Consider the following 17,188-nt stretch of genomic DNA (forward strand, 5'->3'; position numbering starts at 1 on the left):
CTCGATGGACCTCAGCACCTCGGAACAGGCGGCGATCACCTCCGGTGGCGACTCCTGGCACACGTCGCCGGTCGAGTCCGCGGGCCTCCCCGCGATCACCGTCACCGACGGCCCGCACGGGGTGCGGATGCAGGCCTCCGATGAGGACATGCTGGCCGGGGTGCCCGCCACCTGCTTCCCGCCGGCTGTGGCCAGCGCCTCCACCTGGGATCCGGAGCTGCTGCGCCGGATGGGCGAGGCGCTCGGCGACGAGTGCCGGGCGCAGGACGTGGCGGTGCTGCTCGGGCCGGGCGTCAACCTCAAGCGCACCCCGCTCGGCGGCCGCAACTTCGAGTACTTCTCCGAGGACCCGCTCCTGACCGGGGTGCTGGCCACCGAGTGGGTGCGCGGCCTGCAGAGCCGGGGCGTCGGCGCGTCGCTGAAGCACTTCGCGGTGAACAGCCAGGAGACCGACCGGATGCGGATCAGCGCCGACGTCGACGAGCGCACGCTGCGGGAGATGTACCTGCGGGCCTTCCAGCGGGTGGTCACCCGGGCCCAGCCGTGGACCGTGATGTGCGCCTACAACCGGATCAACGGGGTGTTCGCGAGCGAACACCACTGGCTGCTCACCGAGGTGCTGCGCGGCGAGTGGGGCTTCGAGGGCCTGGTCGTGTCGGACTGGGGCGCCGTGGTGGACCGGGTACGGTCGGTCGCGGCCGGGCTCGACCTGACCATGCCGGGGCCGGACGCGGACGGCGACGCCGCCCTGGTCGCCGCGGTCGAGGCGGGCGAGCTCGATCCGGCTCTGCTGCGGCAGAGCGCGGAACGCGTACGCGAGATGATCGTGAAGGCCGGGAAGCGACCGGCCGGCGGCTATGACGCCGAAGCGCACCACGCGCTGGCCCGGGAGATCGCCGGACGGGCGATCGTCCTGTTGAAGAACGACGGCGGTCTGCTGCCGCTGACCCCGGGCACGGGCCGTCTCGCGGTGATCGGCGAGTTCGCGCGGACGCCGCGCTACCAGGGCGGCGGCAGCTCGCAGATCACGCCGACCCGGCTCGACGACGCGCTCACCGAGATCACCGCGGCGGCCGATGGCGAGGTGCGGTTCGCGGCCGGGTACACGGTGCGGGGCGAGTCCGACGAGGGCCTGCTCGCCGAGGCCGTCGCGGCGGCGCGGGAGGCCGACGTGGCGATCGTCTTCGTGGGCAGCGTGCACGAGACCGAGGGCGCCGACCGCACGTCGATCGACCTGCCGGAAGTGCAGGTGACGCTGATCGAGCGGGTCGCGGCGGCCAACCCGAGAACGGTCGTGGTGCTCTCCAACGGCGCGGTGATCGCCACCAAGCCGTGGGACGAGACGGTGCCCGCCCTGGTGGAGGGCTGGCTGCTCGGCCAGGCCGGTGGCAGCGCGATCGCCGACGTGCTGTTCGGGCGGGTCAACCCGTCCGGCCGGCTCGCCGAGACGATCCCGGTGAAGCTCGCCGACCACCCGTCGTACCTGGACTTCCCGGGCGAGCACGGCCACGTCCGGTACGGCGAGGGCCTGCACGTCGGCTACCGGGGCTTCGACGCGCGCGGGCAGGAGGTGGCCTACCCGTTCGGGTTCGGGCTGTCGTACACCACCTTCGGCTACGGCGCGGCACGCGCGACCGCTACGGCGACCGGTGTCGAGGTCCGCGTGCCGGTGACCAACACCGGCGGGCGCGACGGTCGCGAGGTGGTTCAGGTGTACGTGAGCCTGCCCGGTTCGCGGGTGCGCCGGGCGCCGCGGGAGCTGAAGGCGTTCGCGAGTGTGCCGGTCGCGGTCGGTGAGACCACCGAGGCCGTCCTCACCGTCGACCGCGACGACCTGGCCTACTGGGACATCCGGCTGGGCCGGTGGATCGTCGAGGGCGGCGAGTACCTGGTCGAGGTGGGCTCCTCGTCGCGGGACGTGCGGGCGTCGGTGACCGTGCACGTGGCCGGCGACCCGGACCGGGTGCCGCTGACCACCGAGTCCAGCGTCGGCGAGTGGTTCGCCGACCCGCGCGGCGCCGAGGTGCTGGGCGCGGCGTTCGCGCAGGCGGCGGGCGACGGCCCGATGTCGGGGATGGCCGCCAACCCGGAGGTGCTGATGATGCTGGGCAGCCTGCCGCTGAGCCGGATGGCGGCGTTCCCGGGCAGCCCGCTGAACGCCGGCGACCTGGAGAAGCTGGTCGAGGCGGCGAACGGCTAGGGATTCCCGCGGGGCGCGCCGACGGTCTCCATCCGCGGCGCGCCCTCGTGGGTGTCGAAGCCCTCGCGGTGCATGGTGCCCCAGACCGCCTGCCGCCCGTGCCAGGCGCTCAGCGCGCCGCGGACCTGCCAGATCGCGAGCACCTGCCGGTAGCCGAAGTTCTCCAGGACCGCGGCCGTCACCCCGCGCAGCAGGTCGTCCCAGCGTGGGTAGCGGTGGAACGAGATCTCCTCGATCAGCAGCGACACCAGGCTGACCAGCAGACCGTAGCCGTACGCCGCGAGGGCGAACCGCAGGGCGAAGCCGTAGTCGATGGCGTCCAGCCACACCCCGAGCGGGACCAGCACCAGGGCGGCCAGCTCGACGAACGGGGCGAGCAGTTCGAACACCAGGTAGTACGGCAGGGCCAGCAGCCCGATCCGGCCGTACCGGGGGTTGCCGATCATGTGCCGGTGCTTGGACAGGATCTCGGCGATCCCCCGGTGCCAGCGCCGCCGCTGGTGGCCCAGGGTGCGCAGCCGGGCCGGCGCCTCGCTCCAGCTCACCGGCTCGGCCACGAAGATCACCCGGTAGTCCTGGCGCAGGTCACGCAGGTAGTGGTGCAGGCGTACGACGAGTTCGGCGTCCTCACCGATGGTGTCGTGGGACATCCCGCCGACGCGTACCACCAGGTCCCGCCGGAAGATCCCGAACGCGCCGCTGATCACCACCAGGCCGCCCAGCCGGGACCAGCCGGTCCGGCCCATCAGGAAGGCCCGCAGGTATTCGACGATCTGGATCCGGACCAGCCACCGCCTCGGCATCCGGACGTCCACCACGCGCCCGCCGACGACCTTGCAGCCGTTGGCGATCCGGACCACCCCGCCGCACGCGGCCACCCGCAGCGGGTCGTCGCCGAACGGCTTGGCCACCGAGAGCAGCGCGTCCGGGTCGAGCACCGAGTCCGCGTCGACCATGCAGATCAGCGGATGCCGGGCCAGGTTGATGCCGACGTTGAGGGCGTCCGACTTGCCGCCGTTGGTCTTGCGGACCACGGTCAGCGTCTCCGGGTCACCGCGGGCCACCCACACCCCCAGGACCGTCGACCGGTACGGCACCTCGCCCGGCACCACCCGCGGCACCTGTACCAGGTCGAACCGTTCCCGCAGCTTGGCGAAGGTGTCGTCGGTGGAGCCGTCGTCGACGACCACCACCTCGTACCGGGGGTAGCGCAGCGCGGTCATCGCCTGCACCGCGGTGACGATGCCGGCGCCCTCGTTGTAGGCCGGCACGATCACCGACACCGGCAGGGTGAGCGGGCTGCGGAACATGTCGTCGGAGCCGGCGAACGGGGCCCGCCGCAAATGCTTCGCGAACTCGATCCCGGCCATCAGGATGAGCACCAGGTAGCTCGAGTTCAGGGCGATGAAGTAGGCGAAGACGGCCAGGTCGGCCCAGTGCAGGACGTCGACGAGGACAGGCAAGGCTAGGCCGCTTCCAGGATCGCGGCCAGGGCCAGGGCCTCGTGGCAGTGCCCGGCCGTGTCCACGCCGGCCACCTCCAGGGTCTCCCGCAGCGCGGTCAGCCCGGCCGGGCCCAGCCGGCGCAGGCTGTGCGCGGCCTCGTGCGCCACCCAGAACTCGCCGTCGCGCAGCACGGTGACCAGGTGCGGGACGGCGGCCGGGGAGCCCAGGTCGCCGAGCGCGCGGGCGGCCGCGGCCCGCAGCCCGGCCGGGCGGTCCGGTGCCAGCTCGGCGATCAGCGGGTCCAGGGCGGTCCGGGTGCTCAGCCGGCCCAGGGCGGCGGCGGCCGCCACGCGTACGTCCGGATTCCGGTCCTCGTGCAGCACCCGGGCGATCCGGCCGGCCGAGGCGGTCGCGCCGAGCAGGCCGAGCGCGTCCACGCAGACCGCCCGGACCCGGGCCTCCGGATGGTCCAGCGCCGCCGACAGGGTCACCTCGGCGTCCGGCCCCATCTGCACGAGAGTGTGGGTGGCCAGCAGCGACGGCACCGGGTCGGGCCGGTCCAGGCTCGCGATCAGCCGCCAGGCGGCGGCCGGGTCGCCGATCCGGCCCAGGGCGCGCACCGCCACCACCCGTACCTCGTGGTTGTGGTCGGTGAGCAGCCCGCAGAGGCCGGGCACGGCAGGGCGCAACTCCAGGTCGCCGAGCAGCTGGGCGGCCGACGCCCGGCGCACCGAGCCGCGCGCCGTCAGGTCGGCGAGCGCCCGGCTGGCCATGCCGCGCCGCAGGAAGACCATGACGAGAGCCCGGTGGGCGTCACCGCGCAGCTTGCCGAGCAGGCCGAGGGCGCTGGGCAGGGCGGCCCGCCAGGCCGGCTCGGGCACGGCGATCAGCTCGTCGGCGCCCCGCTCGCCGTTGTCGGCGACGAAGGCGAGCAGCGCCCGGCGCGGGGCTGCCCCGATCCGGTCCCGGCGGCGGCGCCGGAAGCCTCGGCGCACCCGGACGGCGACGATGGCGGACGCGATGACAGCGACCACGCCGGCCAGGACGGCGACGGTGATCGCGAGGAGGCCCGGCATCGGCGGGTCAGGTACGCGCCCGGGTCAGCAGCGCCTGGATCCGGGAGACCAGCTCGCGCGGGCTGAACGGCTTGGTCACGTAGTCGTCCGCGCCCGCGCTGAATCCGCCCTCGACGTCCTGCTCCTGCACCCGGGCGGTGAGCATGATGATCAGCATGCCGGCGGTCGCCGGGTCGGCCCGCAGCATCCGGCAGACGTCGATGCCCGAGAGCCCCGGCATCGACACGTCCAGCACGGCCAGTGTGGGATTCCGGGTCCGTGCCGTCTCCACGGCCGCCTGACCGTCGCCGACCGCGAGCACCTCCAGCCCGGCCTGTTCCAGTTTGAAGGCCACCAGGTCGCGGATGTCGGCGTCGTCGTCGGCCACCAGGACGGTCGTCACGTGGCTCCCCCGATCCTCGGTCTGTGCTCGGACCATATCCCGATGACCCGGTGTTCGTGGCGGGCTCGCGGGAATGCGGCGCAACCCTCCCGCAACCGGGACGCGCCCGCGATGCATCCGGAGAGCGGTGTGCTGGTTCACAAGACAACCACCCCGCAACCCCAAGGCTGGGAGGATCCGATGAACGCACTGATCGACGACGTACGCAGTGAAGCGCTTTTCGCCTCGGACCTGCAGCGCTCCCAGGAGCCCACTGCGGAAGTGATCCGGAGGGCGGTCTGGGCCATGGTCGACCGGTTCGGAGAGACCGGTTGCGCCGAACTCGTCGCTCAGGAGTACGGCGAGCACCCGGACTGTGCCATCGGGCGGATGAACTGGGCCCGCGACGCCGTACGCCTCGCCTTCGCCGCGTGAACGCCGACCCTCACGCGTACGCCGTACGCGTGAGGGGCTGGCGCGGCCGTCCGCCCGGCCGTAAGCTTCCCGGCATGCGCGCGAGAATGACCATGTGGTGGCCCGCCTGACCGGCGGCCCACTTCCCGCGCGTAACCACCGCGGCCGCCTCCCCGAGGCGGCCGTTTCTCGTCGGGCCGGTCCTCGGCCGGCGGTCCTCGACCGTAAAGAGGACCCGAGATGCCCTTCGCCCTGCTGCACCGTGACGGCGCCGACCACGTCGAGGTGCTGGCCGGGGACGTCGTCACCGTCCCCACGCTCGCCGACATCCCGCTGCGGCCCGGCACGCCGGTGCTGGCCGTGATCCCCTACCGGCAGATCAGCGAACGCGGCTTCGACTGCGTCGACGACGGCGCCCCGCTGGAATGCCTGCTGGTGCGGTCGACGAGACGGGAGCCGCTGAGCGCGTTCCCGCCCGGGCCGCTGACGCTGCGCGACGGCGGTTTCGACCTGTCCGACGACGAGTACGGCCGCGTCGTCGAGGAGGTCCTGCGCGACGAGATCGGGCACGGCGAGGGCGCCAACTTCGTCATCCACCGGACGTACCGGGCGACCGTGGCGGGCGATCCGCTGGACGCGGCGCGGGCCGCCTTCGGCCGGCTGCTCACCGGCGAGCAGGGCACCTACTGGACGTTCCTGGTCGACACCGGCAACCGGATCCTGGTCGGCGCCACCCCGGAACGGCACGTCAGCGTCGCCGACGGGATCACCATGATGAACCCGATCAGCGGCACCTACCGTAACGACGGCGGCTACGACGGGCTGCTCGGCTTCCTGCGCGACCCGAAGGAGATCGAGGAGCTCTACATGGTCCTCGACGAGGAGCTCAAGATGATGGCCACGGTCGCCGAGCACGGCGGCCAGGTGGCGGGCCCCTACCTCAAGGAGATGGCCCGCCTCACCCACACCGAGTACCTGCTGGCCGGGCACGGTTCACTGGACGTCCGCGAGGTGCTGCGGGAGACCATGTTCGCGCCCACCGTCACCGGCAGCCCGATCGAGAACGCCTGCCGGGTCATCGCCCGCCACGAGCGCCGCGGCCGCCGCTACTACGCCGGCGTGCTCGCGCTGCTCGACCACGACGAGGCCGGCCGGCAGACCCTGGACGCGCCGATCCTCATCCGGACCGCGGAGATCTCCCCCGACGGTGACCTACGCGTCCCGGTCGGGGCCACGCTGGTCCGCCATTCGACGGCGGCGGGCGAGGTGGCGGAGACCCACACCAAGGCGGCCGGCCTGCTGTCCGCGCTGGGCGCGGTCGATTCCCAGCCCTTCCGGGTACGCGGAACGGCGCAGACACCGGAGGTAGCCACCCTGCTGGCGGCCCGCAACGACGAACTCGCCCGGTTCTGGCTCGACTCCCGGGCGCCCGGCGCGCTGACCGTGCCGGAGCTGGACGGGCGGCACGCGGTGATCATCGACGCCGAGGACACGTTCACGGCGATGCTGGCCCACCAGCTCAAGGCGCTCGGCCTGCGGGTCGGCCTGCTGCCGTGGACCGAGGTGGCCACGCTCCCGGAGGCCGACCTGCTGGTGTTCGGGCCGGGCCCGGGCGACCCGTCGAATCCCGGCGATCCCAAGATGGCGGCGCTGCGCCGTCTCGCCGGCGCGGCGCTGGCCGAGCGGCGGCCACTGTTCGCGGTCTGTCTCGGGCAGCAGATCCTGGCGTCGCTGCTCGGGCTGTCACTGGCCCGGCGCGACTCGCCCTATCAGGGGCTGGCCCGGGAGGTCGAGCTGTTCGGGACGGTCCGGCGGGTGGGCTTCTACTCCAGCTTCTCGGCGGTGTCGGCACGGCCCGTGACGCCGTCGCCGTACGGTCCGGTGGAGCTGGCCGTCGACCCGGCCGATCACACGGTCCACGCGCTGCGCGGGACGGGATTCGCGGGCGTCCAGTTCCACCCCGAGTCGGTCCTCAGCCGCGACGGCGTCGACGTGCTCCGGGAACTTCTTCCGCCGCTTCTGTCCGACGTGGTTAGCCCGGCCGTACCGGGGTAGCGAACAGGTGTCGGTGGTCCAAGGTGATCGAGAGCCTCACCTTGGACCACCGACCCGTCCCGGGGATCGCTCAACGTGCGGCCCACCGCCGAGATCGATTACTTCTCGGAGGTGAATCGCGGGCGGAGCCGGCCTCGCCGGGTTTACCGTCGCCGGAGGTAGGGGTATCCGGCCGGCGTAGCTGACCTCCGGAGGAAACCTTGTCCGAGCCGCACGTGACCCTGGACCCGCGAACGCTCAACCCGGTGGAGGAGAAACTGCGCGGTCCGCTGGAGGACCAGCTCAGCTCCGCCCTGCAGGCCGCGACCGTGAAGGTGCGCCAGCACTACGCCGGGGAGAGCGTCGAACAGGTCACCAGCATGCTGCTGGAGCAGGCCAGGGCGGGCCTGCACCCGGACATCGCCGCCGGCTTCCACCCCGACCACGGGCAACTGCGCCACGTGGCCGAGGTGATCGTCGCCCAGGCACACTGAGCGATCTACGGCGAGGCGGGCCGGCCGCGGAGGTTGAAGATCAGATCGAGGACCAGGGCGGTCCAGCCGGTCTGGTGCCAGGCGCCGAGCCCGGCCCCGTCGTCACCGTTGAAATACTCCGGGAAGGCGACCAGGTCCTTCCAGTCCGGGTGGGTCTGGAACAACTCGGTCGCGCCGTAGATCGGCCGGCGTCCGTCGGCGTCCGGCACGAACAGCCCGATCAGGCGGCGGGACAGGTCGTCGGCGATCTCGGTGAGCCCGGCCTTGCGCTGGGAGCCGGTCGGGTACTCCGCCTTCAGGTCCTCGCCGTAGAACTCGGCGAACTCGCGCAACGCCTGGATCAGCAGATAGTTGACCGGCATCCACACCGGACCGCGCCAGTTCGAGTTGCCGCCGAAGAGGCCGCTGGTGCTCTCGGCCGGCTCGTAGCCGACGGTGAAGTCCGAGCCGCCGAGCGAGACGGTGAACGGCTTCTCCAGGTGGGCCCGGGACAGTGTGCGCAGCCCGTACGGTGAAAGGAACTCCTCGGGGTCCAGCAGCCGCGGCAGGATCCGCAGCAGCTGGTCCTGGCCGACCATGCTGAGCAGGCGCTGCTGGCGCCGCTCGGCGCCGCCGAGACGCCGCGCGCCGATGACGTCGCCGAACTCGCCCTGGTGGTGGAGCATCCAGCGGACCCGGGCGTTGATCTCGGGAAGCCGGTTGAGGGTCTCCGACGTGAGCCGGGTGGTGGCGGCCAGCGGCAGCAGGCCGACGATGGAGCGCGCCTTGAGCGGAACCTTGTGACCGTCCGGCAGCCGCAGCACGTCGTAGAAGAAGCTGTCCTCGTCGTCCCAGAGCCCCTGCCGGTAGGCGGCCTCGGCGATGTAGGTGAAATGTTCGAAGAACTTGGTGGCCATGTCCGCGTAGGCCCGGTCGTGCCTGGACAGCAGGATCGCCATGTCCAGCAGGTTGAGCGCGTACATCGCCATCCAGCCGGTGCCGTCGGACTGCTCCAGCACACCGGCGACCGGCAGCGCGGCGGACCGGTCGAACGGGCCGACGTTGTCCAGGCCGAGGAAGCCGCCCTCGAAGACGTTGTTGCCGCCGACGTCCTTGCGGTTGACCCACCAGGTGAAGTTGAGCAGCAGCTTGTGGATGATCCGGGAGAGGAAGTCGAAGTCGCGGGAGCCGTCGATGCGGAACACCTGCAGCGCCGCCCAGGCGTGCACCGGCGGATTGACGTCCGAGAACGACCATTCGTACGCCGGGATCTGCCCGTTGGGATGCATGTACCACTCGCGCAGCAGCAGCAGGAGCTGCGACTTGGCGAACCCCGGGTCGACACGGGCGATGCTGACACAGTGGAAGGCCAGGTCCCAGGCGGCGTACCAGGGGTACTCCCACGGGTCGGGCATGCTGATGACGTCGAAGCTGTTCATGTGCCACCAGCCGTTGTTGCGCCCGTGGCGCCGGCCCGGTGGCGGTGGCGCGTTGCCCGGATCGCCGTGCAGCCACTGCTTGACGTCGAAGTGGTAGAACTGCTTGCCCCACATCAGACCGGCGACGGCCTGCCGGGCCACGGCCTTCTCGTCGTCGGTGGCCGTCTCCGGCAGCACCTCGGCGAAGAACTCGTCGGCCTCGGCCAGCCGGTCGCGCATCACCGCGGCCCAGCCGTCGCCGAGGTCGGCCGGCGGCAGCGGCCGGTCGCTCTGGGTGAGCCGGAGCCGGATCGTACGGCTCTCCCCCGCCCCCAGCGTGACCCGGTAGTGCAGCGCCCCCTTGGTGCCGGTCCCGGCCGGGTTCACCGTCGGCATGCCGAGCACCAGGTGGTCGTTGATGCCGTCCTTCGGGAACGGGCTGCGCCCCGGCAGGCCCCACAGCCGCTGCGCGTTCGTCTCGTTGTCGCACATCAGCGGGCGCGGTGTGCCCTGCCCGTCGAGGGTGAGGTGGCCGAGTGAGCGGTGCCGGCCGGCCAGCCGCCCCGCCGTACCGATGATCTTCGGGGCCTGGCGGCCGGGCAGCCCCCACGACCACGTGTTGCGGAACCACAGGGTGGGCAGCACGTGCAGGGTGGCCGTCTCCGGACCGCGGTTGGCGACGGTGACCGCGATGCAGACGTCGTGGGTGCCGGCCTTGGCGTAGTCGACGGTGACCGCCCAGAACCGGTCGCCGTCGAAGACGCCGGTGTCGACCAGCTCGTACTCGCCCTCCTCGCGCGTGCGCCGCCCGTTCACCCGGACCAGCTCGTCGTAGGGGAACTCGTCCTGCGGGTAGTGGTAGCGCCAGCGCATCCACGAGTGGGTGGGCGTGGAGTCCTGGTACCACCAGTAGTCCTTGGCGTCCTCGCCGTGGTTGCCGCCGTCCCCGCCGAGGCCGAACATCCGCTCCTTGAGGATCGGGTCCCTGCCGTTCCACAGGGCGAGCGCGAAGGCGAACGTCTGCCGGTCGTCGCAGAGCCCGGCCATGCCGTCCTCGTTCCACCGGTACGCCCGGGAGCGCGCGTGGTCGTGCGGAAAGTAGTCCCACGCGGTGCCGTGCTCGCTGTAGTCCTCGCGGACCGTGCCCCAGGCGCGTTCGGCGAGGTATGGGCCCCACGCGCGCCACGGCCGTTCCCCGGAATCGGCCTGCGAGAGGCGTACGCGTTCCGACACGTCCGTCCCACCCCCATAACCCGACATCAGCTTCCGGAGTCGATCACACTGAGACTGTCACGCTGATGTGTCAAGTGTGTAAGGCCGTACCGATCCACGGGCTTCATCATGATCATGATCGCTTTCGGTCCTCACCCGACCGCCCGCACTCCCCGGAAGCGGCCGGTGCCCGACGTGCCGGCGGGCACCGTGTGGGAACCGTCCGCGAACCGCGAACCCGCGAGCGCCACGGACATCTGATCGTCGCCGGACCCCACCCGGCGTCCCGCGATCTGAGACACAGGGCTCCCGATCCGGTGACGGCCGGACCGGCACCCCGGGAGCCCTCGATCCGCACCCGGACGGCAACCGGGGCCCGGCACGCTCCAGGAGTGCGACGTGATCTCTGGGCCGGCCTCGCCTGGCTGGGTGTGCTGACGATCTGCGTCGCCCTGCGTGTGGGCCTCGGCGCGGCGGACTCCTCCTACCTGGTGACCGTCGCGCCGTACATGCTGGTCAGCGCCGGCACCCCGGTCGCCGTGCTGATCGGCACGATGCGGCACCGGCCACCACACCGGTCCGGCTGGTTCCTGCTGGCCGCCGCCCAGGTCTTCTACGCGATCGCGGACGGCATGACCGTCCGGGACAGCTGGCTCGGCGACTTCCTCGAACCCACGCCGGCCGACCTCATGTACTTCGCGTACTACCTGCTGCTCTCCGCGGCCGTGCTGATGTTCATCCGCCGCCGCACCCCCGGCTGGGACATGCCCAGCGCCGTCGACGCGCTCGTCGTGGCCATCAGCGCCGGCCTGCTCAGCTGGATCTACGTGCTCCAGCCGCTGACCGCCGACTCGGAGCTGCCACTCAACGCGAAACTCACGCAGTCGGCGTACCCGGTCCTCGATCTGATGGTGCTGATCCTGGCGGTCCGCCTCGTGATGGGCACCGGCACCCGCGGCCCGGTCCTCTACCTGGTCCTCGGCAGCCTGACCACGATGCTGGCGGTCGACGCCGCCTACGCGGTCGAGGGCATCGCCGACGGCGGCGCCGTCTTCGAGGCCTACCTGGACGCCATGTGGATGATCTCGCTCGGCCTGCTGGGCGCGGCCGCGCTGCACCCCGGCATCCGCCGGTTCGACCAGCGCAGCGAGACCGCCCTGCCGGACGCGTCCCCGGCCCGGCTCGGCGTCCTCGCCGTCGCCGTGCTGATGGCGCCCGGCGTCCAGTTCATCGAATGGCTGCGCGGCGACCCGGTCAGCGTGCCCCTGATCAGCGCGGCCTGCGCGATCATGTTCCTGCTCGTGCTGGCCCGGATGTACGGCCTGGTCGCGGCCCAGCGGCGGGCCGCCGTCACGGACAGCCTCACCGGCCTGCACACCCGCCGCCACTTCACCCAGGCGCTGGCCGTCGAATGCCGGCGCGCCGCCCGCGCCGGCCACGGCGTCGGACTGCTGGTCATCGACGTGGACCACTTCAAGAAGGTGAACGACGGCTACGGCCACCCGGCCGGCGACCAGGTCCTCCGCGAGGTGGCCCGCCGGCTCGCCACCGCCAGCCGGGCCGGCGGCGTGGTGGCCCGCTACGGCGGCGAGGAGTTCGTCGTGCTGGCCCCGCACACCGGCCCCGGAGACCTGCACGCTCTCGCCGAACGCCTCCGCACCGAGGTGGCCGGTCTTCCCGTCGACGCCGGCGGTCACCTTCTGTCGGTGACCGTCTCGGTCGGTGCCGCCACCACCACCCACCCGGACCCGGAGTCCCTCATGCACGCCGCCGACGAAGCCCTGTACGCCGCGAAGGCGGCCGGCCGCAACCGCTGCGTCCTCGCCGCGTCCCCGCAGCCCGCCACCACCTGATCGCCGCCCCGGGCCCCGCCCGGGCGGTGAGCCCCGTCAGCCGGTGAGCCAGCCGGGACGGATCAGGCCGGCCTCGTAGGCGTGGACCACCAACTGCGCGCGATCCCGGGCGCCCAGCTTGATCATCGCCCGGCTGACGTGGGTCTTCGCGGTGGCCGGGCTGATCACCAGACGCCCGGCGATCTCGTCGTTGGACAGTCCCTCGGCGACCAGCACCATCACCTCGCGCTCCCGGTCGGTGAGCTGATCCAGCTCCCGTGACGGCTCCGGCGGCCGGCCCCGCGCCGCGGCGGCCGTGAAGGAACCGATCACCCGCCGGGTGACACTGGGCGACAGCAGCGCGTCCCCGGCCGCGACCGCCCGCACCCCGCGCAGCAGATCCACCGGCTCAGTGTCCTTCACCAGAAAGCCCGACGCCCCGGCGCGCAGCGCCTCGAAGACGTACTCGTCCAGCTCGAAAGTCGTCAGGATGACCACCTTCGTCCCGGCGAGAGCCGGCTCGGCCGCGATCCGGCGCGTGGCCTCCAGGCCGTCCACCCCGGGCATGCGGATGTCCATCAGTACGACCTCCGGCCGCGTGGCCCGCACCACCTCGACCGCCCGCAGCCCGTCCGCCGCCTCCCCCACCACGTCGATGTCCGGCTCGGCGTCGAGCAGCGCCCGGAACCCGGCCCGCACCAGCGCCTGGTCATCAGCGAGCACCACCGAGATCACCGCTCCACCCCCGGCGGTGCGGGTGCGGCACCCGGCTCAGCGAAGAGGTCCGTGCGGGTCGGGTCGCACCGGCCCGGTGGTTCGAAGTCGCGCGGTGGCGGCGGCTCCACCGGGTCCGGCGGAGCCGCCGGGCCGGCCGCCCAGGCCGGGATCTCGTCCCCCGCCGGGGAGCGGCCCGGACTCCTGGCCCCGGCCTCGGCCCGGCCGTTCGCCGGAACGCCGGCCGGGCTTCCCCACGGCCCCGGTCGCGTGGGCGCGGCGGCGGGATCGGTGGGCAGCACCACGTCGACCAGGAAGCCACCGCCGGGGGACGGTCTCGTGGTGAAGGTGCCGCCGAGGCTGTGGGCACGGGCCTGCATGCCGGTGATGCCGCTGCCCCGGGAACCGGTCGCCGCGCCCGGATCACCGGCGGCCACCGAACGGCCGGTGTTGGTGATCGACAGCATCAGGGCGCCCGGCACGTAGCGGATCTCGACGAGGGCGGTCGCCTCCGGGCCGGCGTGGCGGCGCACGTTGGTGAGGGCCTCCTGCACGATCCGGTACGCCGCCCGGTCCACCTCGGCGGGCAGCTGCCGCTCGTCGCCGTCGACGCGGGTCCGCACCGGGAAGCCCGCCCCGGCGGTCAGGTCGGAGAGCCGGCCCAGTCCGAGGGCCGGTTGCCGGGGCGCCTGCTCCCCTTCGGTACGCAGGACGCCGAGCACCGACCGCACCTCGCGCAACGCCTCCGCGCTCGCCGTCCTGATCGCGGAGAGAGCCTCCCGTGCCTGTTCCGGACGGCTGTCCATCAGATGCAACCCCACTCCCGCCTGAACGTTGATCAGTGACAGGTGGTGGCCGAGGACGTCGTGCAGCTCGCGGGCGATGCGCAGGCGCTCCTCCGAGGCCTGCCGCCGTTCCTGCTCCTCCTCGGCGCGGGCGCGTTCCAGCCGGGCACGGGCGATGGTCGCCGTCTGCTCCCGGTGCGCCTTCGACACCATGCCGCAGAGCACCGCGCCGCCGAGACCGGCCGCGGCGAGCGTGACCTCCCGCAGCCCGGGGCTGACTCCGGCGGGCAACTCCAGCGGTCCGGCCAGCACCACGGTCACCAGCAGATATCCGGCCCAGGCTGCGAACGCGGCGATCACGGCGGCGGTCCGGCGGCCCTGCTTGGCCAGGGTGAAGAGGGCGATGGCGGGTGCGACCGCGTACATCCAGTACGGCGCCGCCCGCGTCGCGAACGCCAGCGAGGCAGCCGCCGCCACCGCGAACGACAGGACCGGCGCCCGCCGCCGCCAGAGCAGCGCGATCGGCCCGGCCAGCAGGAGAAAGTAGTAGAGCAGCCCGGTCTCGAGGTAGACACGTCCCTGCTCGGCCAGATCGTCGGTCCCGGCGAGATGGAAGATCGCGGCTCCCACGGCGGCGCCGGGCGGCCAGTTCGCGTGCCTCCCGCCGCGTTTCCAGGGCGGCCCGGACCTGGTCTCCTCCGGGCCGCAGCCGTCCGCCTCCCGGCCGGCGAGATCCGATCCTCGCCACCGCGAGCCGTCCCGCCAGCGCGAGCCGTCCCGCCGCGGCCCGTCCCGCCACCGCGGCCCGTCCCGCCACCGCGAGCCGTCCCGCCACCGCGGCGGTGAGCCGTCCACCTGCCTCATGTACCCGAACCTACGGCACCGGGCAGGCCCGCACATCGCCGTGCGGTGGCCCTCCCGATACGTCCCGGGGCGCAGCGACGCCGGGCCCGGGTACGCCGCCGGGCGTACCCCGAGGATCAGCGACGGCCCGGAATGCGCCGCACGGATGCCGCGCCGGGCCGACGCGGGCGCCCAGCCCCGGAGCCCACTCTGGGATACGGAAGTCACCGGCGATCGAAGGAGAACGACATCATGGAACACAACCCGGCACGCCTGCGGACCTCGGACACCGAGCGGGACCAGGTGGCCGAGATCCTGCGGGCCGCCATGGCCGAGGGCCGTCTCGACATGGTGGAGGGCGAGGAGCGGCTGACTTCGGCGTACGCCGCCAGATATCGCGACGAGCTGGCGCCGCTGACGGCCGATCTCCCGGACGGTGGCCGGCGAGCCCTGGCCCGGACGCCGCAGGCGCGCGCCGCGACACGCCGGTCGCTGCGCCGGCACGTCAGTTTCCTCATGATCGCCGCCGGAGTCCTCATCGGGCTGTGGATCCTCTCCGGTTCGAGCTTCTTCTGGCCGGTGATTCCGTTGACGTTCCTGGTCGTGGGCCTGGTGAAGCACGCCGTGTACGGGCGCTGGCGGCCGGAGTACACGTTCGGTCACGTGATCCGGCACTGACCACGGGGCTGTCGGGTGGGCGACCCCACTCCGACATGGACGGCCCGGTCGTTGATCTTCTCCGTTCGCTCTGCCAGAGTGGCGAAGTTTGTTCGGGGAGGGACAAGGCAGATGATGGGTCCGTCGCACGCGCTCTCGGGCGCGGCCGCCTGGCTGGCCGGCAGTTGGGCGCTCGACCAGTTCGCCAACGTGAGCCAGACGCCGCTCGAAGTGGCGGTGGGCACGGCGATCTGCGCCGGTGGCGCCCTGCTGCCGGATCTGGATCTCTCCGGCAAGGTGACCCGTAACAAGGGTGGCGCGACGGTGGCCCGCACGTTCGGTGTGGCGTCGCTGTTCGTGGCCGAGGTGGTGGAGAAGTTCTCGCTGGGCGTCTACACGGCGACGAAGCTGAGCCGGGATCCGCGCCGCGACAACGGGCACCGCACCTTCACGCACACGCTGCCGTTCTGTGCCCTGATCGGCTGGGGCACGACGGCGCTGGCGGACCGGTACGGCTACTGGGCGGTGATCGGGATCGTCTTCTTCATGGGCGGCCTGGCGCTGCGTGGCCTGTTCGACGAGTGGGCGGAACGCGCCGGCTGGGTCATCGTGACCCTGTGCTCGGGCCTGATCGCCTGGTTCACGGCGGCGAACCTGCCGAGCGACCGCGGCTATCCGCTGCTCGGCCTGGCGGTCGGGGTGGGCTGCTTCGTACACATCATGGGCGACATGATCACGAAGAACGGCGTCCCGATCCTGTGGCCGATTCCGATCAAACGCCGCATGTGGATGATGGTCGGCATCCCGAACAGCATGGCGGTGAAGGTCGGCGGCAAGGTCGAGGTCGTCATCCTGCGCACCGCCTTCACCGTGATCGCTCTGCTGTCCATCGCCGGCATGTTCGTCCCCGGCCTGCTGGAGCGCTTCAACCTGGACGTCTGGGCCAGCCACTGATCGCGCCGCCCCGCCGCCCCGCCGCCCCACCGGCCCCACCGGCTCCGCCCAGCAGAGCCGGCACCCCGGCCCCGCCCCTCGCAGCCGAGCAAGCGCGCCGGGAAAGCCGCTCGCGCAGGGCGTCGCCTGGCCGATCATCGACCCTCCGTTGGCGCCTACCGCACGTCGGCGAGCAGGCGGGGAAGTGTCCGCATACCGGCCGGTGGTCTTGTTCGGCCAGCTACCGGCGCTGACCCTGCTGGCTTATCAATAGAGGCTCGCTCTCAGCGCATGTCCGGTCCGGCCCCGCTTCGCCAGGCCTCACGACGCGGGTGCCGGGTAGCGGAGACCGGACGTGGATCAGGGGTTCGATGACCGGCGACGGCGGTCGGCGGTGGGCCTCGGCGGTCGGCGGTCGGCGGTCCAAGACCGGTGAAGATCCGTCCGTTGCGGTGGTTGCGCATGTGGACGGCATTGCGTGGACGGTGTGCTCGTCGCTGGGCAAGACCGGCGAAGCAACCCGGCCGGCCCGCGATGGCTCCTCGGCGACCGCCGTTGACGCTGCCCCGTGAATTCCAGCGTGTGCACCGGCCGGCCGCCACACGGAATCACCATCACGTTCACCGGCTGGCAGCGGACGCGGAGACGAATTCCCGTCCGGGGAGACGGGACACGAATCTCGGCCATCGGTGTTCCGCAGACGTGACACCCGCAACGGGTGTCGTCACACCCACTACGGGTGTCGTGTTCTCCGAGCACACATCGCCCAGCACGCCGGCCCTCCGCCCACC

13 protein-coding genes are annotated in these 17,188 nt (G+C 72.4%); 7 read left to right on the plus strand and 6 right to left on the minus strand.

Annotation, left to right across the window (positions count from 1 at the left end):
* The first annotated feature begins 4 nt into the window (after positions 1-4).
* Positions 5-2,200: a glycoside hydrolase family 3 C-terminal domain-containing protein gene (locus AB0I88_RS17160; RefSeq protein ID WP_361024595.1), complete on the plus strand. Its 2,196-nt coding sequence runs from the start codon at positions 5-7 to the stop codon at positions 2,198-2,200.
* Here AB0I88_RS17160 and AB0I88_RS17165 read toward each other — a convergent pair.
* From AB0I88_RS17165 to AB0I88_RS17175, 3 genes are read right to left on the minus strand one after another with little or no spacing between them, the layout of a single operon-like run.
* Positions 2,197-3,663: a glycosyltransferase gene (locus tag AB0I88_RS17165; RefSeq protein ID WP_361024597.1), complete on the minus strand. Its 1,467-nt coding sequence runs from the start codon at positions 3,661-3,663 to the stop codon at positions 2,197-2,199. The two genes, AB0I88_RS17160 and AB0I88_RS17165, sit on opposite strands and share 4 nt — an antisense overlap.
* A gap of 2 nt (positions 3,664-3,665) precedes the next feature.
* Complete coding sequence (locus tag AB0I88_RS17170) at positions 3,666-4,721, minus strand: HEAT repeat domain-containing protein (protein ID WP_361024600.1); 1,056 nt, start codon at positions 4,719-4,721, stop codon at positions 3,666-3,668.
* A gap of 7 nt (positions 4,722-4,728) precedes the next feature.
* Positions 4,729-5,103, minus strand: coding sequence for a response regulator (locus tag AB0I88_RS17175; RefSeq protein ID WP_361024603.1), 375 nt, complete (start codon positions 5,101-5,103; stop codon positions 4,729-4,731).
* A 180-nt stretch (positions 5,104-5,283) separates the two neighbouring features.
* Here AB0I88_RS17175 and AB0I88_RS17180 point away from each other — a divergent pair, with 180 nt between their 5' ends.
* From AB0I88_RS17180 to AB0I88_RS17190, 3 genes are all read left to right on the plus strand, one after another.
* On the plus strand, positions 5,284-5,517 hold the full coding sequence (locus tag AB0I88_RS17180) for a hypothetical protein (RefSeq protein ID WP_361024606.1): 234 nt from the start codon (positions 5,284-5,286) through the stop codon (positions 5,515-5,517).
* 219 nt (positions 5,518-5,736) lie between these two features.
* Positions 5,737-7,551: an anthranilate synthase family protein gene (locus AB0I88_RS17185; protein WP_361024609.1), complete on the plus strand. Its 1,815-nt coding sequence runs from the start codon at positions 5,737-5,739 to the stop codon at positions 7,549-7,551.
* A gap of 200 nt (positions 7,552-7,751) precedes the next feature.
* On the plus strand, positions 7,752-8,024 hold the full coding sequence (locus AB0I88_RS17190) for a hypothetical protein (protein WP_361024612.1): 273 nt from the start codon (positions 7,752-7,754) through the stop codon (positions 8,022-8,024).
* A gap of 5 nt (positions 8,025-8,029) precedes the next feature.
* Here the strand turns inward: AB0I88_RS17190 and AB0I88_RS17195 are convergent, their stop codons facing one another.
* Positions 8,030-10,681 carry a glucosidase gene (locus tag AB0I88_RS17195; RefSeq protein ID WP_361024615.1) on the minus strand — a complete coding sequence of 884 codons (2,652 nt, stop codon included), beginning with the start codon at positions 10,679-10,681 and terminating at the stop codon, positions 8,030-8,032.
* A gap of 344 nt (positions 10,682-11,025) precedes the next feature.
* On the opposite strand from AB0I88_RS17195, the gene AB0I88_RS17200 reads away from it, so the two are divergent.
* The gene (locus AB0I88_RS17200) at positions 11,026-12,486 is read left to right on the plus strand and encodes a GGDEF domain-containing protein (protein WP_361024618.1); all 1,461 of its coding nucleotides are present in this window, start codon (positions 11,026-11,028) and stop codon (positions 12,484-12,486) included.
* Between the two features lie 36 nt (positions 12,487-12,522).
* On the opposite strand, the gene AB0I88_RS17205 is transcribed toward AB0I88_RS17200, so the two are convergent.
* Both AB0I88_RS17205 and AB0I88_RS17210 read right to left on the minus strand, forming a co-directional pair.
* Positions 12,523-13,200 carry a response regulator transcription factor gene (locus AB0I88_RS17205; RefSeq protein ID WP_361024621.1) on the minus strand — a complete coding sequence of 226 codons (678 nt, stop codon included), beginning with the start codon at positions 13,198-13,200 and terminating at the stop codon, positions 12,523-12,525.
* Positions 13,197-14,828 (minus strand): sensor histidine kinase, encoded by a 1,632-nt coding sequence (locus AB0I88_RS17210; protein ID WP_361024624.1) that lies wholly within the window; start codon positions 14,826-14,828, stop codon positions 13,197-13,199. The genes AB0I88_RS17205 and AB0I88_RS17210 overlap by 4 nt, the downstream gene beginning before the upstream one ends.
* A gap of 231 nt (positions 14,829-15,059) precedes the next feature.
* Here AB0I88_RS17210 and AB0I88_RS17215 point away from each other — a divergent pair, with 231 nt between their 5' ends.
* Together AB0I88_RS17215 and AB0I88_RS17220 are read left to right on the plus strand one after the other, a co-directional pair.
* Positions 15,060-15,485, plus strand: a complete 426-nt coding sequence (locus AB0I88_RS17215; protein ID WP_361024627.1) for a DUF1707 domain-containing protein — start codon at positions 15,060-15,062, stop codon at positions 15,483-15,485.
* Positions 15,486-15,596: 111 nt separating this feature from the next.
* Positions 15,597-16,418 (plus strand): metal-dependent hydrolase, encoded by an 822-nt coding sequence (locus AB0I88_RS17220; protein ID WP_361024629.1) that lies wholly within the window; start codon positions 15,597-15,599, stop codon positions 16,416-16,418.
* Positions 16,419-17,188 lie beyond the last annotated feature (770 nt).

Source organism: Actinoplanes sp. NPDC049802 (genome assembly GCF_040656595.1).
GTDB lineage: Bacteria > Actinomycetota > Actinomycetes > Mycobacteriales > Micromonosporaceae > Actinoplanes.